The 18,910-nt window shown below is 71.5% G+C and carries 13 protein-coding genes; 8 read left to right on the top strand and 5 right to left on the bottom strand.

Annotation, left to right across the window (positions count from 1 at the left end; translation table 11 throughout):
• Positions 1 to 171 precede the first annotated feature (171 nt).
• Both ACZ5DC_RS22210 and ACZ5DC_RS22205 read right to left on the bottom strand, forming a co-directional pair.
• Entirely contained in the window at positions 172 to 828 is a 657-nt protein-coding gene (locus ACZ5DC_RS22210) for an MBL fold metallo-hydrolase (protein WP_468655193.1), read from the bottom strand.
• 73 nt (positions 829 to 901) lie between these two features.
• Entirely contained in the window at positions 902 to 1,588 is a 687-nt protein-coding gene (locus ACZ5DC_RS22205; protein ID WP_468655191.1) for a maleylpyruvate isomerase family mycothiol-dependent enzyme, read from the bottom strand.
• A gap of 224 nt (positions 1,589 to 1,812) precedes the next feature.
• Here ACZ5DC_RS22205 and uvrA point away from each other — a divergent pair, with 224 nt between their 5' ends.
• Positions 1,813 to 4,833, top strand: a complete 3,021-nt coding sequence (gene uvrA, locus ACZ5DC_RS22200) for an excinuclease ABC subunit UvrA (RefSeq protein ID WP_468655189.1) — start codon at positions 1,813 to 1,815, stop codon at positions 4,831 to 4,833.
• 159 nt (positions 4,834 to 4,992) lie between these two features.
• Here uvrA and ACZ5DC_RS22195 read toward each other — a convergent pair whose 3' ends face one another.
• Both ACZ5DC_RS22195 and ACZ5DC_RS22190 read right to left on the bottom strand, forming a co-directional pair.
• Positions 4,993 to 5,913, bottom strand: coding sequence for a carbohydrate kinase family protein (locus tag ACZ5DC_RS22195; RefSeq protein ID WP_468655187.1), 921 nt, complete (start codon positions 5,911 to 5,913; stop codon positions 4,993 to 4,995).
• Complete coding sequence (locus ACZ5DC_RS22190) at positions 5,910 to 7,046, bottom strand: LacI family DNA-binding transcriptional regulator (protein WP_468655185.1); 1,137 nt, start codon at positions 7,044 to 7,046, stop codon at positions 5,910 to 5,912. The genes ACZ5DC_RS22195 and ACZ5DC_RS22190 overlap by 4 nt, the downstream gene beginning before the upstream one ends.
• A 264-nt stretch (positions 7,047 to 7,310) precedes the next feature.
• On the opposite strand from ACZ5DC_RS22190, the gene ACZ5DC_RS22185 reads away from it, so the two are divergent.
• Entirely contained in the window at positions 7,311 to 7,739 is a 429-nt protein-coding gene (locus tag ACZ5DC_RS22185) for a Rieske (2Fe-2S) protein (RefSeq protein ID WP_468655183.1), read from the top strand.
• Positions 7,740 to 7,805: 66 nt separating this feature from the next.
• On the opposite strand, the gene ACZ5DC_RS22180 is transcribed toward ACZ5DC_RS22185, so the two are convergent.
• Complete coding sequence (locus ACZ5DC_RS22180; RefSeq protein WP_468655181.1) at positions 7,806 to 8,534, bottom strand: hypothetical protein; 729 nt, start codon at positions 8,532 to 8,534, stop codon at positions 7,806 to 7,808.
• A 588-nt stretch (positions 8,535 to 9,122) separates the two neighbouring features.
• Between ACZ5DC_RS22180 and uvrC the strand changes: the two genes are divergently transcribed.
• The 6 genes from uvrC (at position 9,123) to gap (ending at position 18,837) form a co-directional block, all read left to right on the top strand.
• Positions 9,123 to 11,279 (top strand): excinuclease ABC subunit UvrC, encoded by a 2,157-nt coding sequence (gene uvrC / locus ACZ5DC_RS22175; protein WP_468655179.1) that lies wholly within the window; start codon positions 9,123 to 9,125, stop codon positions 11,277 to 11,279.
• Positions 11,276 to 12,379, top strand: a complete 1,104-nt coding sequence (gene rapZ / locus ACZ5DC_RS22170; RefSeq protein WP_468655177.1) for an RNase adapter RapZ — start codon at positions 11,276 to 11,278, stop codon at positions 12,377 to 12,379. Before uvrC ends, rapZ begins: the two co-directional genes overlap by 4 nt.
• Entirely contained in the window at positions 12,376 to 13,443 is a 1,068-nt protein-coding gene (locus tag ACZ5DC_RS22165) for a gluconeogenesis factor YvcK family protein (protein WP_468655175.1), read from the top strand. The genes rapZ and ACZ5DC_RS22165 overlap by 4 nt, the downstream gene beginning before the upstream one ends.
• Positions 13,434 to 14,423, top strand: a complete 990-nt coding sequence (whiA, locus tag ACZ5DC_RS22160; RefSeq protein WP_030583311.1) for a DNA-binding protein WhiA — start codon at positions 13,434 to 13,436, stop codon at positions 14,421 to 14,423. Before ACZ5DC_RS22165 ends, whiA begins: the two co-directional genes overlap by 10 nt.
• 153 nt (positions 14,424 to 14,576) lie before the next feature.
• Entirely contained in the window at positions 14,577 to 17,531 is a 2,955-nt protein-coding gene (locus ACZ5DC_RS22155; protein ID WP_468655173.1) for a M14 family metallopeptidase, read from the top strand.
• 298 nt (positions 17,532 to 17,829) lie between these two features.
• A complete protein-coding gene (gene gap, locus ACZ5DC_RS22150) occupies positions 17,830 to 18,837 on the top strand; it encodes a type I glyceraldehyde-3-phosphate dehydrogenase (RefSeq protein ID WP_468655171.1) in 1,008 nt (335 codons plus the stop codon).
• Positions 18,838 to 18,910: the final 73 nt, after the last annotated feature.

Below are 18,910 nucleotides of genomic sequence, written 5' to 3'. Positions count from 1 at the left end.
ACGGGGGCCCGGTGCGTGCGAAAGGTTCACACGGGGCGCGCGGAGGGGTCGTGCACGCAGGGCGCGTGCACGGCGCACGCTCGGCTCATGCTCAACCGCGGTGCGTGGCGCGCGCGTACGGCAGTCGCGCCGGAGTGCGCCCCGGGACGTGGAGCCGGTCGGCGTCCCCGGTCACCACCCGCGCGCGTGCCACTCCGGCAGATGCGGCCGTTCCGCTCCCAGCGTGGTGTCGTTGCCGTGCCCCGGGTAGACCCACGTCTCGTCCGGCAGCACCTCGAAGAGCTTCGTCTCCACGTCGTGGATCAGGCTGGCGAACGCCTCGGGGTCCTTGCGGGTGTTGCCGACACCGCCGGGGAAGAGGCAGTCGCCGGTGAAGACGTGCGGGTGGCCGTGCGGGTCGTCGTAGACCAGCGCGATCGATCCGGGCGTGTGCCCGACCAGATGGCGCGCGGTGAGCTCCACGCGGCCCACCCTGATGACGTCGCCGTCGTCGACGAGGACGTCGGTGGGCACCGGGATGCCGGGGGCGTCGTCGCGGCCGGCGTACGTCCGCGCGCCCGTGGCCGCGACGACCTCGGCGAGCGCCTGCCAGTGGTCGCCGTGCCGGTGCGTGGTGACGACGGACGCGATGCCGTCGTCACCGATCGTGCCGAGGAGCGTCTCCGCCTCGTTGGCGGCGTCGATCAGGAGCTGCTCGTCGGTGGCACGGCAGCGCAGCAGATAGGCGTTGTTGTCCATCGGGCCGACCGCGATCTTGGTGATCATCAGGTCTTTCAGCTCGTGCACATCCGCCGGTCCGCCGACCCTGACCTCTCCGGAGTACGTCATGAAGGTCAGCCTATAGCGCGGGAGTCCTGGTGGACGGCCGGGTCGGGCCGCGCCCGGTCCGTCCGGTCCCGTCCTACAGCGGGGGCAGTTTCGGCAGCGCCCCGCCCCGCACCTGAAGCGCCGCGCCGTCGCGGCGCCCGGCGAGCCAGCCCACCAGGTCCGCCGGCCGGCCGGTGACCGTGATCCCGGGCTCTTCCTCCGCGCGCCCGGTCGTCCACGCGCGCGTGCCGTCCGTGACGCGGGTCGCCGGGATGTCCGGCTGCCCGGAGAACCGCTCGGTGAGGAAGCCGGTCTCCCGCTCCAGGAACTCCGCCGGAAGATCCTCCAGCTCGTACCCGGTCCCGAGGTCGACGTGGTGCAGCTCCACCTCCGCCCACCGGCGGAACGGAACCCGGGCCGCGCGGTCGGTGACCCCGTTGCGCAGCTCCACCGTGCGCGTCCAGTCCGCGGGCGCCTCCCCGGCCGCCTGGAAGCGGGCCGCGCTCTCCCGGACGTCGGCGGCCTGGACCTCCACGCTGCGCGCGGCGTCCCGCTCGATGTCGGCGTCCCGCGCCTCGGCGCTCGCGTACATGGGACGGCCCTGGAGGACGTTCACGAGCGCGTCCGCGTTGCGGGCGAGGTGGGCCAGGACATGTCCGCGGCTCCAGCCGGCAAGCCGTGACGGCTCGGCGAGAGAGGCGTTGTCCATGGTGGTGACCGCGTTGAGGAGCCGATCCGTCGCTTCCCGTACACAGGCCAGGTCATGAGCGTGATCCATCATGACGCCGACCCTAGTCCGGCCACCCCTTCGGGTGAAGGTGACGAACGACGCCCGTGAATCGAATGCACGTGCTATAGGGTCGAAGGCGGCGTCGGGCATGCTGGATGGTCGGGGGTTGTTATGCGACCGGGCAATCCGACCGGCGTTGTCAGTGGCTCCCCCTAGTCTGAAGAAGCACGGGGGCCCCGCCCCTGTCACTTCTCTCAAGAAAGGTGCGGACCGGCGTGGCCGACCGTCTCATCGTCCGTGGCGCGCGCGAGCACAACCTGAAGAATGTCTCGCTCGACCTGCCTCGTGACTCGCTCATCGTCTTCACGGGCCTGTCCGGGTCGGGCAAGTCCTCCCTGGCCTTCGACACGATCTTCGCGGAGGGCCAGCGCCGTTACGTGGAGTCGCTCTCCTCGTACGCACGGCAGTTTCTCGGCCAGATGGACAAGCCCGACGTCGACTTCATCGAGGGCCTCTCCCCGGCCGTCTCCATCGACCAGAAGTCGACCTCGCGCAATCCGCGCTCGACGGTCGGCACGATCACCGAGGTCTACGACTACCTGCGGCTGCTCTTCGCGCGCATCGGCAAGCCGCACTGCCCCCAGTGCGGCCGTCCGATCTCGCGCCAGTCGCCGCAGGCCATTGTGGACAAGGTCCTGGAGCTGCCCGAGGGGAGCCGCTTCCAGGTGCTGTCCCCGCTGGTGCGCGAGCGCAAGGGCGAGTTCGTCGACCTCTTCGCCGACCTCCAGACCAAGGGCTACTCCCGTGCGCGCGTGGACGGCCAGACCGTCCAGCTGACCGAGCCGCCGGTCCTGAAGAAGCAGGAGAAGCACACCATCGAGGTGGTCGTGGACCGCCTCACGGTGAAGGACTCCGCCAAGCGCCGCCTCACCGACTCCGTGGAGACCGCGCTCGGCCTGTCCGGCGGCATGGTCGTGCTCGACTTCGTGGATCTCCCCGAGGACGACCCCGAGCGCGAGCGCATGTTCTCGGAGCACCTGTACTGCCCGTACGACGACCTGTCCTTCGAGGAGCTGGAGCCCCGTTCCTTCTCGTTCAACTCGCCCTTCGGCGCCTGCCCGGAGTGCACCGGCATCGGCACGCGCATGGAGGTCGACCCGGAGCTGATCGTCCCGGACGAGGACAAGTCCCTGGACGAGGGCGCCATCCACCCGTGGTCGCACGGCCACACCAAGGACTACTTCAGCCGCCTGATCGGCGCCCTCGCCGACGCCCTGGGCTTCCGCACGGACATCCCCTTCGCGGGCCTGCCCCAGCGGGCCAAGAAGGCCCTGCTCTACGGCCACAAGACCCAGATCGAGGTGCGCTACCGCAACCGGTACGGCCGCGAGCGCGTCTACACCACGCCCTTCGAGGGCGCGGTGCCGTTCGTCAAGCGCCGTCACAGCGAGGCCGAGAGCGACGCCAGCCGCGAGCGCTTCGAGGGCTACATGCGCGAGGTGCCCTGCCCCTCCTGTGAGGGCACGCGCCTGAAGCCGATCGTCCTCGCCGTCACGATCATGGGGAAGTCGATCGCCGAGGTCTCCGCGATGTCGATCAGCGACTGCGCCGAGTTCCTGGGCGAGCTGAAGCTGAACGCCCGCGACAAGAAGATCGCCGAGCGGGTCCTGAAGGAGGTCAACGAGCGGCTCCGCTTCCTGGTCGACGTCGGCCTGGACTACCTCTCGCTCAACCGCGCGGCCGGCACGCTCTCCGGCGGCGAGGCCCAGCGCATCCGCCTCGCCACCCAGATCGGCTCCGGCCTCGTCGGCGTGCTCTACGTCCTGGACGAGCCGTCCATCGGCCTGCACCAGCGGGACAACCACCGTCTGATCGAGACCCTGGTGCGTCTGCGCGACATGGGCAACACGCTCATCGTGGTGGAGCACGACGAGGACACCATCAAGGTCGCCGACTGGATCGTGGACATCGGCCCCGGCGCCGGTGAGCACGGCGGCAAGGTCGTGCACAGCGGTTCCCTCAAGGAGCTGCTCGCCAACACCGAGTCGCAGACCGGCGCGTACCTCTCGGGCCGCAAGGCGATCCCGCTCCCGGACGTACGGCGCCCCCGCGACCTCTCCCGGCAGCTCACCGTGCACGGCGCCCGTGAGAACAACCTCCAGGACATCGACGTGTCCTTCCCGCTGGGTGTCTTCACGGCCGTCACCGGCGTCTCCGGATCCGGCAAGTCGACCCTGGTCAACGACATCCTCTACACGCACCTGGCGCGCGAGCTGAACGGCGCCCGGACCGTCCCCGGACGGCACACGCGCGTGGACGGCGACGACCTGGTCGACAAGGTGGTGCACGTCGACCAGTCGCCGATCGGGCGCACCCCGCGGTCCAACCCGGCGACGTACACCGGCGTCTTCGACCACATCCGCAAGCTGTTCGCCGAGACCACCGAGGCGAAGGTCCGGGGCTACCTGCCCGGCCGCTTCTCCTTCAACGTCAAGGGCGGCCGCTGCGAGAACTGCGCGGGCGACGGCACCATCAAGATCGAGATGAACTTCCTCCCGGACGTCTACGTCCCGTGTGAGGTCTGCCACGGCGCCCGGTACAACCGGGAGACCCTGGAGGTCCACTACAAGGGCAAGTCCATCGCCGAGGTGCTGAACATGCCGATCGAGGAGGCCATGCACTTCTTCGAGGCGGTCCCGGCGATCTCCCGTCACCTCCGGACGCTGAACGACGTCGGTCTCGGTTACGTCCGCCTCGGCCAGTCCGCCACCACTCTCTCCGGTGGCGAGGCGCAGCGCGTCAAGCTCGCCAGCGAACTGCAGAAGCGGTCCACCGGACGCACGGTCTACGTCCTGGACGAGCCGACCACGGGTCTGCACTTCGAGGACATCAGCAAGCTGCTGACGGTGCTCGGAGGACTGGTCGACAAGGGCAACACGGTCATCGTCATCGAGCACAACCTCGACGTGATCAAGACCGCCGACTGGATCGTGGACATGGGTCCGGAGGGCGGTGCCGGCGGTGGCCTGGTGGTCGCCGAGGGCACGCCCGAGGAGGTCGCGGGGGTTCCGACGAGCCACACGGGCAAGTTCCTGCGCGAGATCCTCGGCGCCGACCGCATCAGTGACGCCGAGCCGGTGAAGGCGCAGCGGGGCGGCACGGCACGGAGGACCGCCGCGGCCAAGTCGTCGACGACGAAGACGGTGACGGCCAAGGCCGACGGCACCGCGACCAAGAAGGCGGCCACGAAGAAGGCGACGCCGGCGAAGAAGACGACTCGGGCCCGCAAGGCCTGATCTGTTCTGACACGCCATCAAAAGCGCCGTGCCCCGCGGGAACTTCCCGCGGGGCACCGTTCGTTCCACCATCAGCCGGCCCGGTGTGGCGGTCGACAGGCCCCCGCCACACCGCGGGCCCGGCCGTACCTTGTCAACAGCACAGGGAAAGCGGACCGCTCACAGCGCGGCCGAACCGCCCAGCTCCGCCGCGTACGGCGGCTCGGCCCCCGCCCGCGAGCAGGTGATCGCCGCCGCCCGTGCCGCGAAGCGCAGCAGCCGTGTCCAGCCCTCCGTCCCGAGGGCGGCGAGCGCTTCCGCGGACAGCGCGTCCCGGGCGGCCAGCCCGTGCAGCAAGGCCGCGTTCACCGTGTCACCGGCGCCGATGGTGTCCACGACCTCGACCTCCTCACCCGGCACGGAATGCTCCCCGCCGTCCCGGGTGAACACGGTCAGGCCGTCGCCGCCCCGCGTGACCACCACGGCCGCCGGTCCCGCGGAAAGCCACTCGCGCGGGCTGCCGCCGAGCCACGCCGCGTCCTCCTCGGACAGCTTCAGCAGCGTCACCGAGGGCAGCCAGCTCTCGAAACGCGCCCGGTAGGCGTCCGCGTCCGGGATGAGCCCCGCCCGGATGTTGGGATCCAGGGCGGTGAACAGCCCCTGCCCCGCAGCGGTCCGCATCAGCTCCTCGTAGGCGCTCGCCCCCGGCTCCAGGACGAGCGAGCAGGTGCCGAAGGACACCGCGCGCGTACCCGCGGGGAGCGCGCCGGGGGCGGTGAACAGACGGTCGGCGGTGCCGTCGACGTAGAAGGAGTAGGCGGCCGAACCGGCGTCGTCGAGCGTGGCCACGGCGAGGGTCGTCGGTTCCGGCCCCCGCTGGACAGCGGACACATCGACGCCGGCCCGCCGCAACCCGTCGAGCAGGGCCTCGCCGAAGGCGTCGTCCGACGTCCGGGAACAGAAGGCGGTGCGGGAGCCGAGCCTGCCCAGCGCCACGGCGGTGTTGTACGGGCCGCCGCCGAGCGCCGGCTTCAGGTCCGCGAGGGCGCCGGGACCCTGCGGTACCAGGTCGATCAGTGCCTCACCGGCGACGACGATCACGAGGCGGTTCCCTTCTCGGCGAGCGTGGACACTGCGGTGGCCCCGGCGGCTCCGGTGCCGCTGCCCGGCTCCTCCGGGCAGCCGCAGGACGTGCGGTGGACGAACGTGCACGGCAGCCGCACCGTCCGGGCCGGCCGGTCCGGCTCGGCCAGGCGGTCCAGGAGCACGCGGACGGCTTGGGTGCCCACCTCCCGGCTGGGCTGGGCGATGGCGGTCAGCCGGGGTGAGAACAGGTCGGCCCAGGCGAAGTCGTCGAAGCAGCACAGGGCGAGGTCGTCCGGCACGGACCGCCCGTGCCGGCGCAGCGCGCGCAGTGCGCCGATGGTCATCGCGTTGTTGGCCGTGACGAGTGCCGTCGGCGGATCGGGCAGGGCGAGCAGGTCGGCCGTGGCACGCTCGGCCCCGGCGGCCTCCGAGTTGCCGGACACGAGGAGACGCTCGTCGTGTGCCAGACCGGCCGCGGCGAGGCCCTCCCGGTAGCCGGAGACGCGCTCACTGGTGGTACTGAGCCCGGGCAGGCCCGCGACCAGGGCGATCCGGCGATGCCCCAGAGCGGCGAGATGGGTCACGAGCAGGGCCGTCGGCGCGGCGCTCTCGGTACAGACCTGGTCGAAACACGGGACGCTCGGCGAAGAGGCGGCGCCGCCCGCACCGTCGCCCGGCGCGATGTCCCGCGTCGCGCCGGCGTCGACCAGGCGGTCCAGGAACACCGTCGGTACGGCGTGGCGGCGCAGGTAACCGACGAGGTCACCCGGCTCGGCGGACGGGGCGACGATCATGCCGTCCACCCGGCGCTCGTGGAGGAGCTGCACGACCGTGCGCTCGTGCCGGGGGTCGTCGTGCGGATCCGCGATGAGCAGGCTGTAGCCCGCCTCCAGGGCAGCGGCCTCGACGCCTTGCAGGATCTCCGTGAAGTACGGGTTGCTGATGGCCGACACCGCCAGGCCGATGGAACGGGTGCGGGAGGTCACCAGGGAACGGGCGAGGGTGTTCGGGGTGTAACCGAGGGCGTCCACGGCGTCGAGCACGGCCTGACGGGTGTGCGGGAGCACCGGACGCGTGCCGTTGAGCACGTGGGAGACGGTCGCCACGGAGACCCCGGCACTGCGGGCGACATCCGCCATGGTGGCCATCGCGCTCCCTTCGCCAGGGCTGGTCCGGATCTGGGCAGGCCCGGGTCTCATCGGCTTCCGGCCGGACGGTACCCCATGCCCGCGCCTCGCGTAAACGCTTACGTAAGCGTTTACGCCCACACCGCGGAGCGCGCGGCACTCGTCCCCTCGACGGCCCTCGGGCGGACCTCGGGTTCCGACGCATCCAGCGCCACCCCGCTCCGGGACCGTCCCCTCTGCCCGGGTATCGTCGCCCTGCACACCCCTTGACCAGTGGAGTTCCAGATGCCCGCCCGCTCCTCCGCGAGCCGCCGTACTGTCCTTCGAGGGGCCGCCGCGGCCCCGGTCGCCGGGCTCGCCCTGGCCGCCTGCTCGGCCCCAGGCGGCAGTGGTTCCGCCTCGGACGCCCCCACCGCGCCGGTCGACCTCGGCGCGGAGAACGAGGTCCCGAAGGGTGGGGCCAAGCTCTACCGGGACCACAACATGGTGGTCAGCCGTGCCGAGGACGGCACGCTGAAGGCGTACAGCACGATCTGCACGCACGCCGGGTGCCCCATCGACAAACTGCGGGGGACGACCCTGGTCTGCCCCTGCCACGGCAGCGAGTTCGACGCCGTGACGGGCAAGGTGGTCCAGGCGCCGGCCACCGAGCCCCTGACCGAGCTGTCGGTGAAGGCCGCGCGGGGCAGGATCGTCGCCGGTCCCGCGGACTGACGGAAGGACAGCGGGCCGACGGGCGGTGACGCGAGCCCGGTCCGGTGAGCGGGCGGCGGGCTCAGGTCATTCCCAGTCCCAGGCGATCCCCAGGACGCCCGGCCGGATGCGGGGCTCGACCAGGTGGGCACAGTGGTGCGGACTGGTCACGGGCAGCTCCTGCCGTCCGCTGCGCGGGGCCGCGGCCGAGTGCTGGGGACCGGTGCGGCAGTTCTCCAGGGCGTGCACGATGACACGGCGCGGGTCGCAGCCGGGGTCGCCGTGGTGCAGGGCGACGAAGCGGTCGACGCCGTCGCGGTGGGCCCGCACGATGTGGTGGGCCTCGCGGCTCACCAGTTCCCGCCGGGCGCCGATCCGGACGCGCTCGTGGTGCCCCACGGTGTGCAGACCGCCGTCCAGGGACCAGCCGAGGTCGGCGGTGAGGCGGTCCACGACGCCCGAGGCCTCGATCAGGGAGCGGTAGGAGCGGCCCGCCGTACGGTCGGCCGTCGCCCGCTCGTCGGACTCGGCGAGCAGCCGGATCAGCGACTCGTCCGGCAGCTGGAGGATCTCCTCCAGCGCGCGTACGGCGCGCAACGACTCCGGGCGCTGCGGGCGGCGAGCACCTTGCTGCCAGTAACTCAGGCTGGTGACGCCGACCTTGACCCCGTGGCGTGACAGATGGTGCTGCACGCGCTGGAGCGGCAGTCCGCGTGCGGCGATCGCGGCACGCAGCGCCACATGGAAGGGGCCGCCGCGCAGGGCCGTGTCCAGTTCCGCGGTGGGGACGTCCGCGTGCTCTGTGGCATGCCGCATGCCGAGGGGCCTTTCTGTGAGGTGTCGCTACGGCTGGTCAGGCCGCCTGTGCGGTGTGCGGGGCCACCCCCGTGGGCACCGCGCGCGTCCCTGGCTGGGCACGCCGCGCATGCCGTACGCACGCGCGTACGGCCCCGAGTTCCCCCGCATTGAAGCGTGTTGACCAGAACCCGACAACACCTGGGACCCGGCCGTTGCGGACGACTGGCCGGGCTGTGCCGCTCCACGACCGGTGGGCGGGACGGCGGATCTTCCCACACTCGTTCAGGGCAGGGCCGGACAGTGGACGCCGGGCGGGGCGCCACCGGCATGGCCGGAAGACGGCTGGCGGACGGCGCGAAGGTACCTGCGGGCGTACGGGGGAGGGCGCGCGGAGGGACCTCGGGAGGAGGTGCGGGCGAGCTCGGAGAACCATCTCGCGCGACCGCGCGCCCCCTGTCCGCGAGGCCCTGCGAGCGCCCGGGCGAGACCTCCGGCCGGCCGTGGGCCGGAGGGGATGCCGCGAGGCCACCGTGCGGGCGCCGTGCGGGTGGGGGCGTTGTCCACAGGCCCGACGCGGTGTCGGTGCTCGCCAGTAGGGTGTGAGACATGGCCGACCCCTCCAGCTACCGCCCCAGGCCGGGAGACATCCCGGACTCCCCGGGGGTGTACAGGTTCCGTGACGAGCACCGCCGGGTGATCTACGTCGGAAAGGCGAAGAGCCTGCGCCAGCGCCTGGCGAACTACTTCCAGGACCTGGCGAACCTGCACCCGCGCACCCGGACGATGGTGACCACAGCAGCGTCCGTGGAGTGGACGGTGGTGTCCACGGAGGTCGAGGCGCTCCAGCTGGAGTACTCCTGGATCAAGGAGTACGACCCCCGGTTCAACGTCAAGTACCGGGACGACAAGAGCTACCCGTACCTCGCGGTCACGATGAACGAGCAGTTCCCGCGGGTCCAGGTGATGCGCGGTCACAAGAAGAAGGGTGTGCGCTACTTCGGGCCGTACGGGCACGCGTGGGCCATCCGGGACACCGTCGACCTGCTGCTGCGGGTGTTCCCGGTGCGCACCTGCTCGGCCGGCGTCTTCAAGAACGCCGCCCGCACCGGCCGGCCCTGCCTGCTCGGCTACATCGGCAAGTGCTCCGCCCCCTGCGTCGGCCGGATCACCCCCGAGGAGCACCAGGACCTGGCCGAGGAGTTCTGCGACTTCATGGCCGGCCGCACCGGCACCTACCTCCGCCGTCTGGAGAAGCAGATGATGGAGGCGGCCGAGGAGATGGAGTACGAGCGGGCGGCCCGCCTGCGGGACGACATCGGGGCCCTGAAGAAGGCCATGGAGAAGAACGCGGTCGTGCTCGCCGACGCGACGGACGCCGACCTCATCGCCGTCGCCGAGGACGAGCTGGAGGCGGCCGTGCAGATCTTCCACGTGCGTGGCGGCCGGGTCCGCGGTCAGCGCGGCTGGGTGACGGACAAGGTCGAGGAGATCACCACCGGCGCCCTGGTCGAGCACGCCCTTCAGCAGCTGTACGGCGAGGAGAGCGGGGACGCGGTCCCCAAGGAGGTGCTGGTTCCGGCCCTGCCCGAGCCGGTCGAGCCGGTCCAGGAGTGGCTGACCGGCCGCCGTGGGTCGAACGTGTCGCTGCGCATCCCCCAGCGCGGCGACAAGAAGGCGCTCATGGAGACCGTGCAGCGCAACGCCCAGCAGGCACTCGCGCTGCACAAGACCAAGCGCGCCTCCGACCTGACCACGCGCTCGCGCGCGCTGGAGGAGATCGCCGAGGCCCTCGACCTGGACAGCGCCCCGCTGCGGATCGAGTGCTACGACATCTCGCACCTCCAGGGTGACGACGTGGTCGCCTCCATGGTCGTCTTCGAGGACGGTCTGCAGCGCAAGAGCGAGTACCGGCGGTTCCAGATCAAGGGCTTCGCCGGGCAGGACGACGTCCGCTCCATGCACGAGGTGATCACCCGCCGCTTCAAGCGCTACCTCGCCGAGAAGGAACGGACGGGGGAGTGGGCCGACGGCTCCGGCGCCGAAGACCCCCTCACCGCGGGCACCGGTACCGACGGCTCCCTCGCCGGGGGCCCCGGCACCGGCGGCTCGCTCCCCGACGTCGGCGCCGCGCTCACCGACGCCGAGGTGATCACCGGTTCCCTCAAGGACGACGACGGCCGTCCCAGGAAGTTCGCCTACCCGCCCCAGCTCGTCGTGGTCGACGGCGGTCAGCCGCAGGTCGCGGCGGCCCGGCGCGCGCTGGACGAGCTGGGTATCGACGACATCGCCGTCTGCGGCCTCGCCAAGCGCCTGGAGGAGGTCTGGGTGCCCGGCGAGGACGACCCGGTGGTGCTGCCCCGCACCAGCGAGGGTCTCTATCTGCTCCAGCGCGTCCGCGACGAGGCGCACCGGTTCGCGATCACCTACCAGCGCACCAAACGCGCCAAGCGCTTCCGCGCGAGCCCGCTGGACGACGTCCCCGGGCTCGGTGAGACCCGCAAACAGGCGCTCATCAAGCATTTCGGCTCGGTGAAGAAGCTGCGGTCCGCCACAATCGAGCAGATCCAGGAAGTGCCCGGGATAGGCCGGAAGACGGCCGAGACCATCGCCGTGGCTCTCGCCCAGGCGGCCCCGGCCGCGCCCGCCGTGAACACGGCGACCGGAGAGATCATTGAGGACGAGGAACCCGGCACGACGGGGGGTTCCTCGGGGGAGCCCGTGACCGCGGGCGTCCCGGACGAACGACGGGGGCAGGAGACATGACCGAGCACGACGCACAGCCCACGGAACAGCGAGATCAGGCGCCCGTGCGCGATCAGGCGCACAGCGGCACGGGCGAGGATGCCGTCCGGCACGACACCGGCCGGACGGACGCGGGCCGAACCGGCACCGGACGGGACACCCGCCGGCCCGGCACCGGCCAGGACGCCGGACAGGACACCGGCCAGAACAACGGAGCACAGGTGAGTACGGGCAGTGAGACAGCCGGGGTCCCCGAGGCGGCCATCCCCGAGCTGGTGATCATCTCCGGCATGTCCGGGGCCGGCCGGTCCACGGCCGCCAAGTGTCTGGAGGACCTCGGCTGGTTCGTCGTCGACAACCTCCCGCCCGCCCTCATCCCCACCATGGTGGAACTGGGAGCCCGTTCCCAGGGCAACGTGGCGCGGATCGCGGTCGTCGTGGACGTGCGCGGCCGGCGCTTCTTCGACAACCTGCGCGAGTCCCTCGCCGACCTGGACACCCGGGGCGTCACCCGGCGGATCGTCTTCCTCGAGTCCTCCGACGAGGCCCTGGTCCGCCGCTTCGAGTCGGTGCGCCGCCCGCACCCGCTCCAGGGCGACGGGCGCATCGTCGACGGCATCGCCGCCGAGCGGGAGCTGCTGCGCGAGCTGCGCGGCGACGCCGACCTGGTGATCGACACCTCCAGCCTCAACGTGCACGAGCTGCGCGCCAAGATGGACGCCCAGTTCGCCGGCGAGGAGGAGCCCGAGCTGCGGGCGACCGTGATGTCCTTCGGCTTCAAGTACGGCCTCCCGGTCGACGCCGACCTGGTCGCGGACATGCGGTTCCTGCCCAACCCGCACTGGGTCCCGGAGCTGCGCCCCTACACCGGCCTCAACGAGGAGGTCGCCGCCTACGTCTTCAACCAGCCCGGCGCGAAGGAGTTCCTCGACCGGTACGCCGAACTGCTGCGGCTCATCGCGGCCGGCTACCGGCGCGAGGGCAAGCGGTATGTGACCATCGCCATCGGCTGTACCGGCGGCAAGCACCGCTCGGTCGCGATGTCGGAGAAGCTCGCCGCGCGCCTCGCGGCCGAGGGCGTGGAGACGGTGGTCGTGCACCGGGACATGGGACGGGAATGACGCAACGTACACCGCGGCTGGGCAGGCTGCGCCGGATGGTGCCCGACGCGCGTGCCGGCCGCCCGGCCGAGGCCCGTGGGGCGCGGCCCCGCCGGCGCGGCGCCCAGCCCAAGGTGGTCGCGCTCGGCGGCGGCATGGGCCTGTCCGCCTCGCTCGCCGCGCTGCGCCGGATCACCGGCGACCTCACCGCCGTCGTCACCGTGGCCGACGACGGCGGCTCCAGCGGCCGGCTCCGGGACGAGCTGGGCGTGCTGCCGCCCGGCGATCTGCGCAAGGCGCTGGCCGCGCTGTGCGGGGACGACGACTGGGGCCAGACCTGGGCCCGGGTCATCCAGCACCGCTTCCAGTCCCAGGGCGATCTGCACGAGCACGCGGTCGGCAACCTGCTGATCGTCGCCCTGTGGGAGCAGCTCGGCGACCATGTGCAGGCCCTGGACCTGGTCGGCAAGCTGCTCGGCGCGCACGGACGCGTGCTGCCCATGTCGGCCGTGCCGCTGGAGCTGCAGGCCCTGGTCAAGGGGCATGACCCGGAGCGCCCGGACGACGTGGACACGGTGCGCGGGCAGGCCACCGTGGCCCTGACGCCCGGCGAGGTGCAGTCGGTGCACCTCGTGCCCAACGACCCGCCCGCCGTCCCCGAGGCCGTGGCGGCGGTCCTGGACGCGGACTGGGTGGTCCTCGGCCCCGGCTCCTGGTTCTCCTCGGTCATCCCGCACCTGCTCGTGCCCGAGCTGCTGGACGCCCTCACCGAGACCAAGGCGCGCCGGGTGCTCTCGCTGAACCTGGCGCCGCAGCCGGGAGAAACCGAGGGCTTCTCCCCGCAGCGTCATTTGGAGGTTTTGGGGCGACACGCCCCTAAACTCGCCCTGGACGTGGTGCTGGCCGACGTGGCCGCCGTGCCCGACCGCGACTCGCTCACCGAGGCCGCCGAGCGGCTGGGAGCCGCGGTCGAGCTGGCCCCGGTGGCCCGGACCGACGGAACACCCCGGCACGATCCGGAGCTGTTGGCCGCCGCGTACGACCGTATTTTTCGGATGCATGGAAGGATCGGCCCATGGCGATGACGGCAGCGGTGAAGGACGAGATCTCCCGGCTACCCGTCACCCGGACCTGCTGCAGGAAGGCGGAGGTCTCCGCCATCCTGCGGTTCGCCGGAGGCCTCCACCTGGTGAGCGGGCGCATCGTGATCGAGGCGGAGCTGGACACCGCGATGGCGGCGCGCCGGCTCAAGCGGGACATCCTGGAGATCTTCGGGCACAGCTCCGAGCTGATCGTGATGGCGCCCGGCGGGCTGCGCCGAGGCTCACGGTATGTCGTACGGGTCGTCGCGGGCGGTGACCAGCTGGCCCGGCAGACGGGTCTCGTGGACGGCAGAGGCCGCCCGATCCGCGGTCTGCCCCCGCAGGTGGTCTCGGGGGCCACCTGCGACGCGGAGGCGGCCTGGCGCGGGGCCTTCCTGGCGCACGGCTCGCTGACCGAGCCCGGCCGTTCCTCGTCCCTGGAGGTGACTTGCCCGGGCCCGGAGGCGGCGCTCGCGCTGGTCGGTGCCGCCCGCAGGCTGTCGATCGCCGCGAAGGCCCGCGAGGTGCGCGGAGTGGACCGGGTGGTCGTCCGGGACGGTGACGCGATCGGTGCCCTGCTCACCCGGCTGGGTGCGCACGAGTCGGTGCTGGCCTGGGAGGAGCGCCGGATGCGCCGCGAGGTGCGGGCCACGGCCAACCGGCTCGCCAACTTCGACGACGCCAACCTGCGCCGCTCGGCCCGAGCCGCCGTGGCCGCCGGGGCCCGGGTCCAGCGCGCGCTGGAGATCCTGGGCGACGAGGTGCCCGAGCACCTGGCCGCGGCGGGGCGGCTGCGCATGGAGCACAAGCAGGCCTCCCTGGAGGAGCTGGGCGCGCTCGCCGATCCGCCGCTGACGAAGGACGCGGTCGCCGGCCGTATCCGCCGGCTGCTGGCCATGGCCGACAAGCGCGCGGCCGATCTGGGCATCCCGGGCACGGAGGCCAACCTCAGCGAGGAGCTGGCGGACAACCTGGCCGGCTGACCGGACGACGCGTCACATGGGCCGGTGCCGACGGCCGTTCGGGTGGTCGGCACCGGCTTTTGCGTGTCCTTGTGGCCGTCTTGACTGGATCATGAAGTGACATGAGCCTGGCAACCTGTTCGTCGCTGTGGCGGACCACCGCTAGGGGGGTTCATGAGACACAGAGCGAGATCGATCCTCGCTGTCGGCGCGCTTCTGATCGGCGGAGCGAGCCTCGCACCCATCGCCCGGGCACAGAACGCGGGCCCGGCGCCGTCCGGGCCGGAAGAGGTCAGGGTCTACCGCGCCGAGGTCACCAGGCAGCAGGTACCCCTGCTGCTCAAGGCCGGCCAGGACGGCCAGGAGCTCGGGGAGCAGGTGAGCGGACGCGGCCGGACCGAGGTCGAGGTCTACCTCACCGGCAGGCAGGCGGCGCACCTGCGCGAGCAGGGCGTCGGCCTCACCGAGCACGCGCTCTCGGCCAAGGCGCAGGCCAGGGTCGAGGACGCCGCCCAGGGCGTGTTCCGCCCGTACAGCGGACGCGGCGGGCTCAAGGAGGAGATCCTCCGGACCGCCCAGGCCCACCCCGGCCTCACCAAGGTCGAGTCCATCGGCAGGACCCTGGGCGGTCAGGACATCCTCGCGCTCAAACTGACCAGGAACGCGGGGAAGGCGAAGGACGGCTCCCGGCCCGCCGTGCTCTACATGTCCAACCAGCACGCGCGCGAGTGGATCACGCCGGAGATGACCCGGCGCCTGATGCACTACTACCTGGACCGCTACACGACCGACCGGCGCGTCAAGAAGATCGTCGACACGACCGAGCTGTGGTTCGTCCTGTCGGCCAACCCGGACGGCTACGACTACACCTTCAAGGACTCCGGCACCCGCCTGTGGCGCAAGAACCTGCGGGACGTCAACGGCGACGGCGTCATCAGCACGGGCGACGGCGTCGACCTCAACCGCAACTTCCCCTACAAGTGGGGCTACGACGACGAGGGTTCGTCGCCCAACCCCACCAGCCAGACCTACCGCGGCGCCGGCCCGGGCTCCGAGCCCGAGACCAAGGCCCTCGACGCCTTCGAGAAGCGCGTCGGCTTCCGGTACGGCATCAACTACCACTCCGCCGCCGAACTCCTCCTCTACGGCGTCGGCTGGCAGGTGGCCACCCCGACCCCCGACGACGTCCTCTACAAGGCGCTCGCCGGCACCCCGGGCAACTCCGCCGTCCCGGGCTACCACCCGCAGGTCTCCTCGGAGCTGTACACCACCAACGGCGAGGCGGACGGCCACGCGTCGAACGTCAACGGGATGGCGATGTTCACCCCGGAGATGTCGACCTGTCAGACCGCGTCGGACGCCGACCCGGACGACGCCTGGAAGAGCCAGGACTGCCAGTCCGTCTTCAACTTCCCCGACGACGAGAAGCTGATCCAGCAGGAGTTCGCCAAGAACGTCCCGTTCGCGCTCTCCGTCGCCGAGACCGCCGTGCACCCCGACGAGCCGGTCTCCTCGGTCGGTCTGAGCGCCGCCGACTTCACCCCGGCCGCGTTCTCCACGTCGTACTCCCGCGGCGCCGACCAGGAGGTCTCGGTCGTCGTGCGCAAGGCGGTCCGGGACAAGCGGCTCAGGTACCGCGTCAACGGCGGCCGTACGCGCGACCGGGCGCTGAAGCACTGGAAGGGCGGAGAGACGTACGGCGGTGAGGACGACCTCTACTTCGACGAGTACCGGGCGAAGGTGCGGGACGGCGAGCCCGGCGACAAGGTCGAGGTGTGGTTCACCGGCCGGACCGGGCGCGGGAAGAAGGTCTCCAGCACCCACTTCACCTACACCGTCGCGAAGCGGGCGACGGCCGACACCCTGGTGGTCGCCGAGGAGGGCACGGCCGCCGCGCGGGCGAGGACGTACGTGGACGCGCTGAAGGGCGCCGGGCACCGGGCGCTGGTGTGGGACGTGGCCACGCAGGGCGCCCCGGACGCGCTCGGCGTGCTGGGGCACTTCCGGACGGTCGTCCACTACTCCGGCGCCAACGGCCCCGCCAACGCCACCCAGCTCCAGCTGCGCGCCTACCTCAACGAGGGCGGCAGGCTGATCGAGGCCGGCGAGCTGGCCGGCGGCAGCGTCGACCTCGGCGACGGCACCCTGTCCGACGACTTCAGCCAGTACTACCTGGGTGCCTACAGCCGTACGTCGACCAAGGGGGCCACCGGTTTCACGGGCTCCGGCGCGCTCGACGGCTTCACCGGGGCCCTCGGCGACGCGCCCGGCAACCCGCTCGACAAGGCCGGCACCTACGGCGTCACCTCGGACGAGCTGCCGGTCGCCGCCCACCCGCAGTTCAAGAGCGCGGGCGCGGGCACCTTCGCGGGCACCGTCAACCCGTACGGTCCGTACACCGGCGCCTCGATGGCCGCCGCCGTGCACACCGACGACGCCTACAAGCGCCTCACCCGCACCGTCGACCTCACCGGGGTCACCGCCGCCGACAAGCCGGCCCTGACCACCCGGCTGCTGTGGGACACCGAGCCCGGCTACGACCACGCGGTGTTCGAGGCGCACACCGCCGGCGCGGACGACTGGACGACCCTGCCGGAGACCGGCGGGGCCACGAAGGCGGCCGTGCCGGAGGACTGCGGGGCCGGCTTCCTGATCGGTGAGCACCCGTGGCTGAAGCACTACCTGACGCTCACGGGCAACACCTGCACCGCGACCGGCACCACCGGCGCGTGGCACAGCCTCACCGGCAGCTCCGGCGGCTGGCGGCAGGTGAGCTTCGACCTGAGCGCGTACGCGGGGAAGTCCGTCGAGATCTCCATCAGCTACATCACCGACCCCGGCAGCGGCGGGCACGGTGTCCTCGCCGACGACGCCTCGCTGGTCGTCGGCGGCACGGCGCGGGAGACCGAGGGCTTCGAGTCGTCCCTCGGCACCTGGAAGGCGGCCGGACCGCCCGCCGGCAGCCCGGCGGTGCTGAAGGACTGGACGCGCACGGGAACCCTGTTCCAGACGTACGGAGCGGTCACCACGGACGACACCGTGCTGCTCGGTTTCGGGCTGGAGCAGGTGCCGTCGGCGGCCGACCGGACGGCGCTGCTGCGCAAGGCGTTCGACTCGCTCGACAGGTGAGCGCGCCCCCCTCTCAGGGGTGCGCGCGAGGAGTGCGCATCAAGTGAGCCGACCCGCTCACGAACGAGTGAAAACGGCGTCGGAAGCGCCCCGCGTTCCGTAGCAAATACGGGTGAATCCATTGCCGATCCGAGGCGGTCCGTACCCCTACTGACAGGTACGGACCGCCTGCCCGTGTATGGGACATCTCGATGTCACCTCGGGGCCCGCAGAGAGGTAGGGTCGGTGGTGGTCGGGGACATCCCAAACAGAGCTCGCCGGCACCGCATGGCCGGCGTACCAACGAGGAGATCGGTTCGTGACGATCCGCGTAGGCATCAACGGCTTCGGCCGCATCGGGCGTAACTACTTCCGCGCGCTGCTGGAGCAGGGAGCGGACATCGAGGTCGTGGCTGTCAACGACCTGGGTGACACCGCGACCACCGCTCACCTGCTCAAGTACGACACGATCCTGGGCCGCCTCAAGCAGGAGGTCTCCCACACCGCCGACACCATCACGGTCGACGGCCACACCATCAAGGTGCTGTCCGAGCGCAACCCGGCCGACATCCCGTGGGGCGAGCTGGGCGTCGACATCGTCATCGAGTCGACGGGCATCTTCACGAAGAAGGAAGACGCCGCCAAGCACATCGCCGGCGGCGCGAAGAAGGTCCTCATCTCGGCTCCGGCCAAGGACGAGGACATCACCATCGTGATGGGCGTCAACCAGGACAAGTACGACGCGGCGAACCACCACGTCATCTCCAACGCCTCCTGCACCACCAACTGTGTGGCGCCGATGGCGAAGGTCCTCGACGAGAACTTCGGCATCGTCCGGGGTCTGATGACCACGGTGCACGCGTACACGAACGACCAGCGCATCCTGGACTTCCCGCACAAGGACCTGCGCCGCGCCCGTGCCGCTGCCGAGAACATCATCCCGACCACCACCGGCGCCGCCAAGGCCACCGCCCTGGTCCTGCCGCAGCTCAAGGGCAAGCTGGACGGCATCGCCATGCGCGTCCCGGTCCCGACCGGCTCCGTCACCGACCTGGTCGTGGAGCTGGGCCGCGAGGTCACCAAGGAAGAGGTCAACGCCGCCTTCCAGAAGGCCGCCGAGGGTGAGCTGAAGGGCCTTCTCGACTACACGGAGGACCCGATCGTCTCCTCCGACATCGTCAACGCCCCGGCCTCCTGCACCTTCGACTCCTCCCTGACCATGGTCCAGGAGGGCAAGAACGTGAAGGTCATCGGCTGGTACGACAACGAGTGGGGCTACTCCAACCGCCTCGTCGACCTCACGGTCTTCGTCGGCAACCAGCTCTGATCGCCGAAGCAGGACCCCGAAGTGGGAGCAGGGCCCGTGCAGCGCACCGCCGCGCTGTCCGGGCCCTGTCCCA

The sequence above is a fragment of the Streptomyces sp. NPDC031445 genome, from assembly GCF_055581365.1.
The sequence above is the reverse complement of the archived record's forward strand: the minus strand, read 5'-3'. Positions and strand labels throughout refer to the sequence as shown.

What these genes read in the sequence shown, in the direction of transcription:
- ACZ5DC_RS22210 (WP_468655193.1), bottom strand. Translation starts at nt 828, where the DNA reads ATGACGTACTCCGGAGAGGTCAGGGTCGGCGGACCGGCGGATGTGCAC.
- ACZ5DC_RS22205 (WP_468655191.1), bottom strand. Translation starts at nt 1,588, where the DNA reads ATGATGGATCACGCTCATGACCTGGCCTGTGTACGGGAAGCGACGGAT.
- ACZ5DC_RS22190 (WP_468655185.1), bottom strand. Translation starts at nt 7,046, where the DNA reads ATGGCCACCATGGCGGATGTCGCCCGCAGTGCCGGGGTCTCCGTGGCG.
- ACZ5DC_RS22185 (WP_468655183.1), top strand. Translation starts at nt 7,311, where the DNA reads ATGCCCGCCCGCTCCTCCGCGAGCCGCCGTACTGTCCTTCGAGGGGCC.
- ACZ5DC_RS22180 (WP_468655181.1), bottom strand. Translation starts at nt 8,534, where the DNA reads ATGCGGCATGCCACAGAGCACGCGGACGTCCCCACCGCGGAACTGGAC.
- uvrC (WP_468655179.1), top strand. Translation starts at nt 9,123, where the DNA reads ATGGCCGACCCCTCCAGCTACCGCCCCAGGCCGGGAGACATCCCGGAC.
- rapZ (WP_468655177.1), top strand. Translation starts at nt 11,276, where the DNA reads ATGACCGAGCACGACGCACAGCCCACGGAACAGCGAGATCAGGCGCCC.
- ACZ5DC_RS22165 (WP_468655175.1), top strand. Translation starts at nt 12,376, where the DNA reads ATGACGCAACGTACACCGCGGCTGGGCAGGCTGCGCCGGATGGTGCCC.
- whiA (WP_030583311.1), top strand. Translation starts at nt 13,434, where the DNA reads ATGGCGATGACGGCAGCGGTGAAGGACGAGATCTCCCGGCTACCCGTC.
- ACZ5DC_RS22155 (WP_468655173.1), top strand. Translation starts at nt 14,577, where the DNA reads ATGAGACACAGAGCGAGATCGATCCTCGCTGTCGGCGCGCTTCTGATC.